This window comes from Gordonia sp. NPDC003376 (genome assembly GCF_053589235.1).
This window is the reverse complement of the sequence record NZ_JBSFRM010000015.1, coordinates 1-13,263: the sequence shown is the minus strand read 5'-3', so window position 1 is coordinate 13,263 and position 13,263 is coordinate 1. Positions and strand designations below refer to the sequence as shown.

The window sequence follows — 13,263 nt, the reverse complement described above, 5'->3', positions numbered from 1 at the left end:
GTCGTCGAGCACTGGGGGTGGCCACCGAAAGCTGTTGGTCCCCACAGGCGTCGGGGTCGGCGGACCGCATGCCGGCGGGCTCGGAGGCCGGCGGCGGAACGGGAGCCAGGGCGAGAGCGGCAGGGCGGCAGCAGAATACGACCCGCCCTTGCGGACCCGGAGATACGACGACCGCCCACCAGATGCGCGTCGGGGGAGAACACGTGGTGGGCGGTCGGGCGCGGTGCTCGAACGAACCGCGCATCGGTCCGGATGTTCGCGACCGACATTCATCAGACTACGAGCCGTTCCTTGCCGTCGGATCAGCATCCGCTGTGATGCCCCTGGCAACCGGGATCCGGCACCGGGCAACCGGGGGACCGGGCGCGGTGGACGACGAGCGGCCCGCGTCGTGGACGCGGGCCGCTCGCTGAGGCTCTGTATTCGATTGTGCGGTACCGCTGTACGTGAGAGGTCGCTCAGCGGGAGTGGCGCCCCGGGCCGTCCGGCGGGTAGTCGCCCGGGTACTGCTCACCGGGATACGTCTCACCCGGATACGGCTGGCCTGCCGGCGGGTAGTTGCCCGGGGGCGGGTACGAGCCGCCTTGCGGCGCACCGGCCGGCGGATAGCTGGCCGGCGGCGGGTAGTTGCCGGGAGCCGGCGGTGGAGTGGGCGCACCCTGGGGCGGGAAGCCGGTGCCGGGCGTGTACGGCGACTCCGGCACGATCGGCCCCGACGGGGTGGGATCGCTGTACGGGGTCGGCTCGCCGTACGGGGTCGGCTCGCCGTACGGGGCGGCAGGCGTGGTCGTGCTGATCCGCGTCGTCTCGAGCAGCGGCGCAGGTGGCGGACCCGACGGCTTGTCGAAGGCGGTGGTGGCATTCGCTGCGGCGGCCTTCTCGTCGGCAGCGGCCTTGGCGGCGGCGGCCTTCTCGGCGGCGTCCGGGTCGAGCAGGTCGCGGATCTCGGTGAGCAGGCCGACCTCGGTGGCCTCGAGCTCTTTCTCGCCGCCGAAACCGGCGAGCGACGCGAGCTTGTTGTACGGCAGGATGATGATGAAGTACACCACGGCCGCGATGATCAGGAAGTTGATCGTCGCGGTGATCACCGATCCCAGGTTCACAAAGGTCGACGGCTTGTCGCTGATGATGTAGAAGCCAAGGCCCGCAGCCTGATCGGGGCTCCATGGAATCGTGTTGATGATCGGCTGGACGATGCCCTCGGTGAATGCCGTGACGATGGCCGTGAAGGCGGTACCGATGATGACCGCGGTGGCCAGATCGATCACATTGCCCTTGAGTATGAAGTCCTTGAATCCCTTGAGCACGTTCCGGTCCTCTCCTGATCGGTTCCCTGTGCTGGGTATCCATGCCGGGGTGGCGCTGGGTGGATGGGCACGGACGTGTGATCAACTGTATCCAGGAGAGTAACCGAGACTGTGTATTTCGCTCGGTCGCGTTGCTTCCATGTCTGCATCTGATCTGTTGATCAACTCGTGGGTGCGGGGACGGGACCTCCGCACGGCATGGCCGAAATCGTGAGTTCTGTCAATGCAGGACCACGGCGAGTGGTACGTCGAGACCGATCGCGGCGACCCGGTGTGCGGCCGCTTCGCTCATCGCCAGCAACACCGGTGTGGCACCGGTGGTGCGCGTCGGCCCCGGTGACGACGGTGCCGCGACCAGCGCCACCACCGCATCTCGGGCCACCACCGATGTCTCGGCGGTCAGCACGTCGACCACGTCACCGGTGCGGAGAACGGTGATGACGGCATCGTCGTCGAGCCGTACCGGCACCAGGCGGGCGGACGGGTCGCCGGTCAGCTGCATCGGGAGCCGCGCCGACAGCAGGCGCGCATCGGTGAGGATCTCCCCGCCGCGGATCGGCCCGGTCACGGTGCGGCCGTCGGCCTGAGTGGCCATCAGCAAGGCGCCGTCGGGGACGAGATCCACCGGTACCGGTGTGGCGCGCAGATCGGATCCGGTCAGCACCTGCCCCGGCTGCAGCGCATGGGTGGCCACCATCACCGACGCCGCGCGGGTGCTGCGGTGTCCGCCGAGCCCGACGATCACCGCGACCACCACGAGAGCAACCGCGGTGGTGCGCCGCAGCAACACCGACCGCGTCCACCCGGGCCGGACCGCATGCGCGATTCGGTCGCGTATCCGCGGGGACAGGGAGCCGGTGCGCGGTCGGAGATCCATGCGCCCGACGGTAGTGGCGGTGACCTGGGGGTTCGGGCTCGCCGACCGTGCTTGTGGACAACTGGTCGGTGCCGGGCGGTTGTCCACAGATCCGCCTCGATTGGTGTGGGGCACCGGCAGCGGGGAGAATGGTCCACCAGGTGTGCCGGGAAGTCTGGTCGGCCCGTCCCGGTGATCGGGGTGGATGTGTCGCGAACGTCGCCGTTCGCCCGACCCTCAGGAGCCCGTGTTGTCACCCGATTCCACCCAGCCGGAGCCCACCCAACCGGATCCCACCCGGACGTCCGGGGCGGCGCTGCGTCTCGCGCGACTGCGGAGCGCGCTCGCCCTCGACACCACCAGCGGGATTCTGCTGCTGGGGTTCGCTGCGGTCGCCGTGATCTGGGCCAACACCCCGTGGCGCGAGGCCTATCACGACCTGCTCGCGATCGAGGTGGGTCCCGAGTCGCTGCACCTTCACATGTCGCTGGCGCACTGGGCCGCCGATGGTCTGCTGGCCGCCTTCTTCTTCGTCGTCGGCGTGGAGCTGAAACAGGAACTCGTCGCCGGCAGCCTGCGTGACCTGCGGTTGGCCGGTGTTCCCATCGTCGCCGCCGTGGTCGGGATGATCACGCCCGCCGTCTTCTACGTGCTCGTCGTCGGGATCGCCGGTGAGACGTCCGGCCTGCACGGCTGGGCCATCCCCACCGCCACCGACATCGCGTTCGCGCTGGCCGTCCTGGCGTTGTTCGGACGGGGCCTGCCGGTGGCCTTGCGGACCTTCTTGCTGACCCTCGCCGTGGTGGACGATCTGCTCGGCATCATCGTGATCGCCACGGTGTACACCGACTCGATCGACGTCGTGACGCTGCTCGCCGCGGTCGGCGCGGTGGTCGTCTTCGGGATCGTGGTCCGCATGTCGCGGTCGGTGCTGTGGCTGTTGCCGCCGATCGCGCTGGTCGCGTGGGGCTTCATGCACACCTCGGGGGTGCATGCGACGGTTGCCGGCGTCCTCCTCGGGTTCACCGTCCCCGCGCGCGCGATCCGGGGTGAGCGCCTGAGCCGAACCGAACTCCTCGGCGAGGGCATCCGGCCGTGGTCGGCGGCGGTGGCGGTACCGCTGTTCGCCTTCGCCGCAGCCGGGGTGTCGGTGGTGGGTGGCCCGGGGTCGATGATCGAACCGGTGTCGATCGGCATCGTCGTGGGTCTGGTGTTGGGCAAGCTCGTCGGGGTGATGGGTGCGACCGCCCTGATGACCCGACTCACGCCGCTGCGGCTGCCCGACGCGATCGGGCTGCGCGATCTGCTGCCGGTCGGCATGTTGACCGGTATCGGGTTCACGGTGGCGCTGCTGATCGCCGAATTGTCGTTCGATGCCGACTCGCCGCACGTTCCGGCGGCCAAGGCCGCGATCCTGGTCGGGTCGCTGATCGCCGCCCTGATCGGGGCCGTGATGCTGCGCTGGGACGCCCGCAGACTGCGCGATCCCGACATGAACCGAGACGGCGTGCCCGACAGTGACCTCGACGTGATCGGGGACTGAACGACGCTGCGACCGGGGCTGTTCTCGCCCCTGGTTGGCACTCGGAATGTTCGAGTGCCAGTTTCGGTTAGACTGTCCGAGTCATCGACATTTCTTGTGGAGGTTTCAGGTGCCCACCTACTCGTACGCGTGCACGGAGTGCGACAACAAGTTCGACATCGTTCAGTCGTTCTCCGACGACGCGCTGACCCAGTGCCCGCAGTGCACCGGCCGGCTGCGCAAGCTGTTCAACTCGGTGGGCATCGTGTTCAAGGGCAGCGGCTTCTACCGCACCGACTCCCGCAACGGGTCGTCGGCGTCGGAGACCAGCTCCTCGTCGTCGAAGTCGGAGTCGAGCTCGTCGAGCAGCTCGTCGAGCGATTCGTCGTCCTCGAGCAGTTCGTCGTCGAGCACCACCACCACGTCGGCCGCTCCGGCCTCCGCCTGAGTCGTCCGACTCACCCGCCGGACATGTCCGCCGGGTGAGTTCCTGGTGGCCACCCGGATTCGATGTTCGGGAACGTGTACGAAATGCGTTCCCTCGACCAGATGAATTCTCGTTGGTGGTTTCTCTTCGACCTGTGTCGATGGGATCGTGTCCGAGTGCTGTTTCCCTTTGCTCAGCGTGTGCCGCGCGTTGCGTCCTCCTCGGGAGGGGCGTGAACCCACGAGCACGGAGTGTGCAGATGGCTGTAGCCAAGACCAACCGAATCCGTGTCGCAGGCGGTGCCGCCGCCCTGATCGCTGCCGGCGCACTGAGCGTCGCGATGGCCGCTCCGGCTGCGGCGGGTGTGACCGCGCTGAAGATCACCACGCCGTCCGGATACGGTTCGACCGCAGGTGTCTATGGCGCCAGTTGCTCGTACGATGTGAGCGCCACTATTAGCCAGGTGGATCCCGGGAAGCCGGTCACATTCAAGGCTGAAGTCGGTGGCGTTGTTGATTCGACCAAGACGATCGAGCCCAAGGCCGGCGCTGCCAACGCCGTGACCTGGGCCTGGGTTCCCAGCAAGCCCGGCAGCTACACAATCACAGCCACTCAGGACGGGTCGTCGCAGCAAGCAAAGGCAACGGTCGCCAACGGCACCCAGCTCCCCTCGTGGTTCTGGGGCGGTGCCTGCCTGGTCACCGGCTAGTCACGACCGAGTTTCCGCACGGCGGGATCACCCTTCGGGTGGTCCCGCCGTCGGCGTTCTGGGGGCCGCGGCCTCACCCCAGCCGACGGAACCCGCCGCCGGGGGTGAGTGCCCACCCCATCGGGATGTCGTGCGGATCGCCTGGCAGTTCGTCGACCACCTCGTGGTCGTAGACCACGGCCACCAGTTCGGCGGTGGTGCTGTGGATCGTCCGGTCGTAGTAGCCGGCACCACGCCCCAGCCGGACGCCTGCTGCGTCGACGGCCAGCGCCGGCACGAAGATCACCGCCGCGACGTCGATGGCGTCCACGCCCAGCGGCCCGCCGGTCGGCTCGAGCAGACCCCACCGCCGCCGTTCCAGAGATGACGACGGATCGTAGGCAACCCAATTCAGCGGGGCCGGATCACCGTCGGGGACGACGGGTAGAAGCACGGTGGCCCCGAGTTCGGCAAGCCGGTCGAGAAATCTCACAGATCCGGGTTCGGATCCCACCGGAACATATGCGGCGACGGTCTCCCCGGAGATCGGAAAAGGACTCTCCGACAACCGCTTCACGAGTTCCGAAGCCGCATTCTCGCGGAATTCCCTGGTCATTTGCGTTCGACGATTCGAGAAATCGGCACGCAGCCCGGTTTTCGACAACTTGATCCACTTTCTGCCCGTCGGCGGTGTCACCCTCGATCTCCCAGGATTTCGCAACCCTTTGTGTGGCTGGTTCCCGGTTACCGACATTAGGGTGTTCTCATGACGCCCAGCGTGAGAGATCCGAACGAATTCCCCGAGTACAGCGATGTGCCGGACACTCCACCGATCCCGCGTACCGCGGTGGTGCCCGCCGCCGGCCTGGGCACACGTTTCCTCCCCGCCACCAAGACGGTGCCCAAGGAGCTGCTCCCCGTCGTCGACACCCCCGGTATCGAGCTCGTCGCCGAGGAGGCCAAGGCGGCCGGTGCCGAGCGTCTGCTGATCATCACCTCGCCCGGCAAGGACGGCGTGGTCGCGCACTTCGTCGAAGACCTCGTGCTGGAGAACACCCTCGCCAAGCGCGGCAAGGCCGCGATGCTCGCCAAGGTACGCAAGGCGCCCTCGTTGCTCGACGTGGCATCGGTGGTCCAGGAGAAGCCGCTCGGCCTCGGTCACGCGGTCGGCTGTGTGGAGCCCTTTCTCGACGACGACGAGGATGCGATCGCGGTGCTGCTGCCCGACGACCTCGTACTCCCCGGTGGCGTGCTCGAGGTGATGGCCCGCACCCGCCAGCGCCGGGGCGGCTCGGTGCTGTGTGCCATCGAGGTGCCCGGTGACCGGATCAGCGCCTACGGTGTCTTCGACGTCGAAGAACTGCCGGATGCCAAGAATCCCAACGTCAAGCGTCTGAAGGGCATGGTGGAGAAGCCGGCACCCGAGGACGCGCCGTCGAATCTGGCCGCCGCGGGCCGCTACATCCTCGACCGCAAGATCTTCGACGCGCTGCGTCGGATCGAGCCGGGGGCCGGTGGTGAGCTGCAGCTGACCGATGCCATCGCGCTGCTGATCGAGGAGGGCGAGCCCGTGCACGTGGTGGTGCACCACGGCACCCGGCACGACCTGGGGAATCCGGGCGGTTACCTGAAGGCGGCCGTCGATTTCGCGCTCGACCGCGACGATTACGGTCCCGACCTGCGGGAGTGGCTGGAGAAGCGGCTCGCCGCGGACTGAAACCCGGTGCGGGGTGCCTCCGCGCGCCTCCGTGGCGATCCGGGCGCGACGTCCTAACGTCTACAGAGGCCGCTTGTGCGCCGGCCGATGATGACGAGCCGCGAGTGAGGTGAGATGCGTTCGGTTGAGGATCATCTGACGTTGGTGACCGCAGCCGCGGTCGCACCCCGACCGGTTCGGGTCGCCATCTCCGAGGCGCAGGGACTGATGTGTGCCGAGGAGGTCGTCACCGAACGACCGATGCCCGGCTTCGACCAGGCCGCCGTCGACGGCTATGCCGTCCGGGCCGTGGACGTCTCTCTCGCCGGTGTGGAGGCCCCCGCCGACCTCGAGGAGTTCGACGCCGGTGGCGTCGAACTCGTCGACCTCACCGCCGGGGAACCGATGATCGTGTCGATGCCGGTGGTCGGACAGGTCGAACCGGGCGCCCGCACCCCCACACGGTTGCAGCCGCGGCAGGCGGTGCGGGTCGAGACCGGTGCTCCCATGCCGACTCTCGCCGACGCGGTGGTGCCGGTCCGCTGGACCGACGGCGGCGAGTCCAAGGTCAAGGTCGGCCACGGCGTCGACAGCGGTGACTACGTGCGCCGCATCGGCGACGACGTGCAGCCCGGGGATGTGGCCGTGCGTGCCGGATCGATCATCGGTCCCGCCCAGGTCGGTCTGCTCGCGGCGGTCGGCCGCGCCCGGGTCCTGGTGCATCCGCGGCCGCGGCTGTCGGTGATCTCGATCGGCTCCGAACTCGTCGACATCGACCGCTCGCCTGGACCGGGCCAGGTCTTCGACGTCAACAGCTATGCCATCGCCGCTGCCGCCCGTGACGCCGGCGCCGACGTCAACCGCGTCGGCATCGCCGAGCGGGACAGCTCCCGGATGCGGGAAGTGGTTGAGGCGCAACTCATCCGGTCGGAGATCGTGGTGATCTGCGGCGGCCTCGGCGGTGAGGCCGGGCGCGCCGTCGTCGACGCGCTGTCCGATCTCGGGGATCTCGAGGTGGTGCGGGTGGCGATGCATCCCGGTTCGGTGCAGGGATTCGGGCGCCTCGGCCGCGACGAGGTGCCCACCTTCTTACTGCCTGCCAACCCGGTCAGTGCGCTCGTCTCCTTCGAGGTGATGGTGCGTCCGCTGATCCGGATCGCGCTGGGCAAGCGTCAGCCGATGCGTCGCGTGGTGACCGCCCGCACCATCGGCCCGATCGCATCGGCCAAGGGGCGCAAGGGATATCTGCGTGGCCAGCTGATGCGCGAGGAACGCACCGGGGAGTATCTGGTGCAGGTGCTCGGGGCGTCGCCCACCGGGTCGTCGCATCTGCTCGCCGAACTCGCCGAGGCCAACTGTCTGATCATCGTCGAACCCGACGTCGAGGAACTCGGCATCGGCGACGAGGTCGAGGTGGCCTTCCTCGCACAACGCGGCTGACGGGTCTGGTGAACACGTTCATTTCTGCGCGGTTACCTGCTCTATGTACCGCGGCCACCCCCTAGACTCCCAGTTGTGTTCAGGTGGTTGAGTGGCGATCCGGTCAGCCCGGGATGGCCGGCGACGCTCGGTCCGTTGGGCACGCGTGCGGGGGCGGTCACGGTACGGCCGGTCAAGCTGCGTGATGCCAAGGACTGGAGCGACCTGCGGATCCGCAATCAGAACTCCTTGCTGCCCTGGGAACCCACCGGGATCGGTTCGTGGGCGTCGCGGCATCAGACGAGTTCGTGGCCACCGCTGTTCGCGGTCCTCAAATCCGAGGCCAAGAAGGGCAACCTGCTGCCGTTCGTGATCGAGGTGGACGGCAACTATGCCGGGCAGCTGACCGTCGGCAACATCCAGCGGGGGGCGGTCCGCACGGCCTGGATCGGGTACTGGGTGGACGACGGGTATGCCGGCCAGGGTGTGGCGACCGCGGCGGTGGCGCTCGGGGTGGACCACTGTTTCGGTCCGGTGGGCCTGCATCGGCTCGACGCGACCGTGCAACCGGCCAACGTGGCGTCGCAGACCGTGCTGGGCAAGGTCGGCTTCCGCAAGGAAGGGCTGCTGGAACGGTACATGGATGTCAACAAGAAGTGGCGCGACCACTTCTTGTTCGCGCTCACCGTCGAGGAGCTCGCCGAGAGCGCGGCCCAACGGCTCGTCCGGACGGGGCGGGCGAGCTTTCTCTGACCGTCGGGTCGCTGTGACGGTCCGACGCCGTCGGCCCGCTTCGGCCGACCGGTGCCGGTTGTCGGGGGTGCGGTCTAGGTTGGCCGCATGCCACCACTGGAGATCGTGGTCCGCGGGACCGCACGAGGAAAGTACGCGCCCGAGCGGGCGATCGTGTCGCTGAGCGTGGGAATGTCGGGGGAGCAACGGGATTCGGTGTACAACCGGGCCATCGAGGTGCGCTCGTGTCTGGCCGCCGAACTCGACGACCACGTCGAGCGGCAGGTCGCGATGCGGTGGACCGGCGATTCGGTGTGGGTACGGTCGTACCGTCCCACCGGTCGCGATGGCCGGTTGCAGCCGCCGGCCTATGCCACCGACTTCGGGGTGGAGGCCGAGTTCACCGACTTCGAGGCGCTGAGCCGGTTCATCGACTCGTGGGCAGTGCGTGACGGCGTGAACGTCGGAACGGTGCGGTGGAAGCTGCGCCCGGAGAGCCGGTTGCGTCACGAGGCCGACCTTCGCCGCGAGGCGGTGGCCGATGCCGTGGCCAAGGCGCAGGCCTATGCCGATGCCGTGGGGCGGGGGCCGGTGGTCGCGGTGGCGTTGTCGGATCCGGGGATGCTCGGGGACGGCCCGTCGGCGCGTGGTGGCTACGATATGGCGTTGGCCGCGACGGACGGCGGCCCGCCGTCGGTTTCGGTGGATCTGCGTGCCGACGACATCGACATCGCCGTCGCCGTCGACGCCCGGTTCGTCGCGGAGGGTGGCGGCGGACCGGTGGGGTGACCGCAACACCCGAAGACGCCCGCGCACTCTGAGAAACCCGTGTGAAGTGCTGGAATCTTCCGGTGTGTCGGCGCGTCGGACGGGCATGTGGGCGTCGGAGCCATAGATTGTGGGGTGGTCCGATGTAACCAGAGTGAAAGAAAGGGACAGTCATGCCGAATTCCGTACTGTGGGTCTGCCTCGTCGCGGTGTGGCTCTTCGTGCTGGTCCCGATGGTGATCAAAGGCCGCCCGCAGGTGAAGAAGTCCACCGACGTCGCCCGTGCGACCCGGCTGCTGCATCGCGGCGGAACCCGAACCCGTAGTGTCCGTCGTCGGGCCGCGGGATCGCACCCGCACGATCCCGAGTGGAAGTCGCAGCGTCGGACCACGACCCGCACCGCCGGTGCGACCGCGGTGATCGACGAGGCCGACACCGAGCGGGACGCCGCCGACACCGATCTCGATGCCACCGATCTCGATGTCGAGACCGGTGAGAAGGTGACGGAGAAGGCCACGGCGGTATCCGAGGCCACTGACGGCGTCGAGGACACCGCCACCGACGCTGCCGACTCCGATGCTGCCGACTCCGATACCGAGGTGCTCACCGGTGTCGTCGAGGACGGTGCAGACGCTGCCGATTCGGACGAGGATGTGCGCGTGACCGTGACCCACGTCGAGATCGACGTGGTGGAGGTCGAGGTGGACGTGATCGGCACCGTCTCGGCTGCCGGTGTCGAGGAACTCACCGAGTACGCCGAGTACGAGGACGACCTCGCCGAGGATGCCGAGTATGACGACGATCTCGACGACGACGAGTACGACGAGTACGAGGATTCCGAATACGAGGACTCGGAGTACGCCGAGTACGACGACGACGTCGACGATGCGGACGCCGAGTACGACGACGATCTCGAAGACGATGCCGAGTACGACGACGATCTCGAAGACGATGCCGAGTATGTCGACGATCTCGATGACGAGTACGACGAGTACGAGGACGCGGAACCGGTGAAGCCCGACACCAAGAAGGCCGAGGCCGAGGCCGAACCGGCTGCGGCCAAGTCGGAGAAGACAACCCGACGTCGGAGCCCGTACTCGCCGGAGGCCGGCGCGGATCGGTTGCGCTACAAGGAACGTCAGCGCGTGAGCATCGGCCTGATCGCGTTGGTGATCGTAGCGGTGGTCGCTGGTGCGGTGCTGGGCACCTTCGGGTGGATCGCCACCGGCGTCACCGTGCTGATGCTGGTGGGCTACCTGTTCTACCTGCGTCGAACGGTCAAGGCGGAGCAGCAGATCCGTGCGCAGCGTGCCGCCCGTGCCCGCCGTGCCGCCCGCGCCGAGGCCGAACGCCTGGCCCGGCAGGAGCGGGTGCCGGAGTTCGCGGCGACGCCTCCGCCGCCGCGGCTGCGTCGCCCGGGTGGGGCCGTGGTGCTCGAGATCGACGACGAGGACCCGGTGTTCGACCATCTGCCGCCGTTCCAGCGGCGTCGGGTCATGCGCGAGGACCCCGACTTCAGGCAGGCAGTGGCCGGCTGACGGTGATCGCATCCGGGTGTGCGGCGATCCACGCACGCCCGGTGCGCGCCGCCCGGCACAAGGCAAGGCGCTCACCGACATACAGAGTCGGGGCGCCGAGGACCGGAATCCACGTCAGCATCGAGAACGGGGGCGTCGCCTGCGGGCGGCGCCCCATTTCGTTGTCTGCGCGCCGCAGGATCTGCGCCACGTCCCACAGGCTGCGCACCACCGACCGGGTCTGGTGGCGCGGCGCATGCGGTGGGGCAGCGGCGGTGAGGTCGTCCGGCAGTTCGCGGCGGCACAACACGGAGGCGAGCAGCCGGATCTGCTCATCGCGGTCGGTGACACCGTACTCGCGGGCGATCGCGATCAGCATCACCGCCTGGTTCGCGAAACCCAGCGACGTGCTGAGCGGGAAGAATCTGGTCCACGCCCCGAACACGCCGGGGTAGGCCACCGCGACGGTGTTGACCGTGCCGAGCCGGCTGATCCACCAGTCGGCCCGTTCGTTCATCGACCGCTGTGTCCAGCCCTGGGTACCCGGCCAGTCCGCCACGTCAAGCACACCGGCCGCCACATGCCCCGCCCGCGCGATCGGGGAGGTGTGTTCGTCACCGGAGTCGAAGGTGTGGGGTTTGAGTCCGAGGGGGTCGGCGCCGGCCAGTACGTCGAGCATCGGATCGATCACCGAGATCGCCGCGTCGAGAGCCGTCACCAGCTGCTTGTCGCTCATCTGGGCCACGTCGCCCAGCGTACACACGGACTCGACAGGCCTCTGACCTGCCGTTTATGAACTCCGGTCATGGTGCTGATAAGGTGTCTGAGGTTGGTCGAGAGACCGGCACGGGGCTATGGCGCAGTTGGTAGCGCGACTCGTTCGCATCGAGTAGGTCGGGAGTTCGATTCTCCCTAGCTCCACCATTTGTTCCGCACTCAAAACATCGTCCTCAGAGATGCTCAGTGCGGGCTTACTCAAACGAGACACGTGAGAATCAGTCGGTCCTCCTTCGGGAGGGCCGACTTTCTTTTGGCTGACGGTGCTGGCTCTCCATCGTTTTTGGATGTCGAGGAGATCGTCGAACTCATCGGTGAGCCTGTGTCCGGTGACTTCGTCGTCCTCAATGTAGAGCCGCGTGAAGATCGCTTGGTTGAGTTGACGGCGGACGTCGTCGGAAGCTGTCGCATAGAGCGCTCGAGGGTCGGCGAGCAGTTCGAGGCAGGCCCGGATGAGGCCGATGGTCAGGACGCCGGTGGCGATGGGCTGGAACGGCACCGACCATGGCTCGCATACGATTTCAATCACGGTTGCTGAGATCGCACCAGGGAGAGCCCTGTTGGCACACCCAAGAAGCCTGCAAGCGCACCAGCTACCACCGTCGATGACAACCCCACGCGTATGCACAACGCGATCCCCAGAACGACGCGAGTGTGGGCCACAGGGTGACGGCAACGGCCAGTCCTGACACCTCGAATACTGAGGTGGGGCGTGCTCAGCGCGTAGCGGCGAGGTAGGCGTCGCGCAGGTGTTCGTGATTCTTCCCCCGTGCGGATACGTCGTAACCGTGTGCGGTCGCCCACTCGCCTATCTGTGCGGCACCACTCGTCACTGTGCGACTGGAGGCCGTGGACTCGGATTCCCGAAGAGCGCGTTGCGAAGTCCTCCCGCGGCGGCGTTCGCCGACGCGGGTGGAGGACGCGAGAAGTGTGGCGAGGGGGATGGTGCCCGTCTCGATATTGTCGAGGTTCGCGCTGGAGACATCCGGCCTGTACGCAACACCATTCCAGGACCAGTCGACGGAATGAACGTCGTCAATCTCGAGCAGGGTGCCGTCAAGATCGTCGATAATGGTCGTCAGTTCAACTCGTGCCACGCGGTGCACAGTAGTCCATCGCTACGTGAGGTTGGCGAGCCCTTGCAGCGTATCTTTCGCTCTGTGAGCACGTCAGAAGCGCATGGTCACTCTTGGCTACGAGAATAGATGTTGAGCTTCGTGCCTGTCAGCGCCGAAGGTGCTGTCGGCATGCTCTGCCCGGACCCAGTGTGCAGTGCTTGTCAAGGGACATCGGGAAGTGCCCACTGGCGGACATGAAAACTGCCCAACGGAGGACACGAGGGGGTGCCCAACGGCGGACACGAAACTGCCCACGGGGTCGGCGACCTGAGGTGTCAGGTCAGTGCGGTGACCCCTTGTCCGGCGAGGGCCTGGGCCAGGCGTACCGAGTCGCCGCTGGTTTTGGCAGAGGTGGGCGTGGTGCAGAAGGCGGTCGACGGTGGCAGTGGCCAGGGTTTTGGGCATGAGTTCGTCGAAGCCGGAGGGGTGCAGGTTC

Annotated in this window: 14 protein-coding genes, 1 tRNA gene and 1 pseudogene; 10 read left to right on the top strand and 6 right to left on the bottom strand. The window is 67.5% G+C overall.

What is annotated here, in order from left to right; genetic code table 11:
* Nucleotides 1-458: 458 nt before the first annotated feature.
* Nucleotides 459-1,307 (bottom strand): large conductance mechanosensitive channel protein MscL, encoded by an 849-nt coding sequence (gene mscL, locus ACWDUA_RS15720; RefSeq protein WP_449751929.1) that lies wholly within the window; start codon nt 1,305-1,307, stop codon nt 459-461.
* A gap of 220 nt (nt 1,308-1,527) precedes the next feature.
* A complete protein-coding gene (locus tag ACWDUA_RS15715) occupies nt 1,528-2,184 on the bottom strand; it encodes an SAF domain-containing protein (RefSeq protein WP_449751928.1) in 657 nt (218 codons plus the stop codon).
* Nucleotides 2,185-2,368: 184 nt separating this feature from the next.
* Here ACWDUA_RS15715 and nhaA point away from each other — a divergent pair, with 184 nt between their 5' ends.
* The 3 genes from nhaA (at nt 2,369) to ACWDUA_RS15700 (ending at nt 4,821) form a co-directional block, all read left to right on the top strand.
* Nucleotides 2,369-3,706 carry a Na+/H+ antiporter NhaA gene (nhaA, locus tag ACWDUA_RS15710; protein WP_449751927.1) on the top strand — a complete coding sequence of 446 codons (1,338 nt, stop codon included), beginning with the start codon at nt 2,369-2,371 and terminating at the stop codon, nt 3,704-3,706.
* A 109-nt stretch (nt 3,707-3,815) separates the two neighbouring features.
* Complete coding sequence (locus ACWDUA_RS15705; protein WP_449751926.1) at nt 3,816-4,133, top strand: FmdB family zinc ribbon protein; 318 nt, start codon at nt 3,816-3,818, stop codon at nt 4,131-4,133.
* Between the two features lie 238 nt (nt 4,134-4,371).
* Nucleotides 4,372-4,821, top strand: coding sequence for a hypothetical protein (locus ACWDUA_RS15700; RefSeq protein WP_449751925.1), 450 nt, complete (start codon nt 4,372-4,374; stop codon nt 4,819-4,821).
* Between the two features lie 73 nt (nt 4,822-4,894).
* Here ACWDUA_RS15700 and ACWDUA_RS15695 read toward each other — a convergent pair whose 3' ends face one another.
* Nucleotides 4,895-5,470: a 5-formyltetrahydrofolate cyclo-ligase gene (locus ACWDUA_RS15695; RefSeq protein WP_449752034.1), complete on the bottom strand. Its 576-nt coding sequence runs from the start codon at nt 5,468-5,470 to the stop codon at nt 4,895-4,897.
* 96 nt (nt 5,471-5,566) lie between these two features.
* On the opposite strand from ACWDUA_RS15695, the gene ACWDUA_RS15690 reads away from it, so the two are divergent.
* From ACWDUA_RS15690 to sepX, 5 genes are all read left to right on the top strand, one after another.
* Nucleotides 5,567-6,517: a UTP--glucose-1-phosphate uridylyltransferase gene (locus ACWDUA_RS15690; protein WP_449751924.1), complete on the top strand. Its 951-nt coding sequence runs from the start codon at nt 5,567-5,569 to the stop codon at nt 6,515-6,517.
* Nucleotides 6,518-6,631: 114 nt separating this feature from the next.
* Entirely contained in the window at nt 6,632-7,936 is a 1,305-nt protein-coding gene (glp, locus tag ACWDUA_RS15685) for a molybdotransferase-like divisome protein Glp (RefSeq protein WP_449751923.1), read from the top strand.
* Between the two features lie 75 nt (nt 7,937-8,011).
* Entirely contained in the window at nt 8,012-8,668 is a 657-nt protein-coding gene (locus tag ACWDUA_RS15680) for a GNAT family N-acetyltransferase (protein WP_449751922.1), read from the top strand.
* An 87-nt stretch (nt 8,669-8,755) separates the two neighbouring features.
* Nucleotides 8,756-9,436, top strand: coding sequence for an SIMPL domain-containing protein (locus ACWDUA_RS15675; RefSeq protein ID WP_449751921.1), 681 nt, complete (start codon nt 8,756-8,758; stop codon nt 9,434-9,436).
* 152 nt (nt 9,437-9,588) lie between these two features.
* A complete protein-coding gene (gene sepX / locus ACWDUA_RS15670) occupies nt 9,589-10,953 on the top strand; it encodes a divisome protein SepX/GlpR (RefSeq protein ID WP_449751920.1) in 1,365 nt (454 codons plus the stop codon).
* Here sepX and ACWDUA_RS15665 read toward each other — a convergent pair.
* The gene (locus ACWDUA_RS15665; RefSeq protein ID WP_449751919.1) at nt 10,931-11,677 is read right to left on the bottom strand and encodes a hypothetical protein; all 747 of its coding nucleotides are present in this window, start codon (nt 11,675-11,677) and stop codon (nt 10,931-10,933) included. The two genes, sepX and ACWDUA_RS15665, sit on opposite strands and share 23 nt — an antisense overlap.
* Before the next feature lie 103 nt (nt 11,678-11,780).
* On the opposite strand from ACWDUA_RS15665, the gene ACWDUA_RS15660 reads away from it, so the two are divergent.
* Both ACWDUA_RS15660 and ACWDUA_RS15655 read left to right on the top strand, forming a co-directional pair.
* Nucleotides 11,781-11,856: transfer RNA gene (locus ACWDUA_RS15660), tRNA-Ala, on the top strand.
* A 64-nt stretch (nt 11,857-11,920) separates the two neighbouring features.
* Complete coding sequence (locus ACWDUA_RS15655; RefSeq protein WP_449751918.1) at nt 11,921-12,247, top strand: hypothetical protein; 327 nt, start codon at nt 11,921-11,923, stop codon at nt 12,245-12,247.
* A 178-nt stretch (nt 12,248-12,425) separates the two neighbouring features.
* Here ACWDUA_RS15655 and ACWDUA_RS15650 read toward each other — a convergent pair whose 3' ends face one another.
* Together ACWDUA_RS15650 and ACWDUA_RS15645 are read right to left on the bottom strand one after the other, a co-directional pair.
* Nucleotides 12,426-12,806 carry an Lsr2 dimerization domain-containing protein gene (locus ACWDUA_RS15650; RefSeq protein ID WP_449751917.1) on the bottom strand — a complete coding sequence of 127 codons (381 nt, stop codon included), beginning with the start codon at nt 12,804-12,806 and terminating at the stop codon, nt 12,426-12,428.
* Between the two features lie 296 nt (nt 12,807-13,102).
* Nucleotides 13,103-13,263: pseudogene (locus ACWDUA_RS15645) on the bottom strand (ATP-binding protein); the annotation flags it as partial.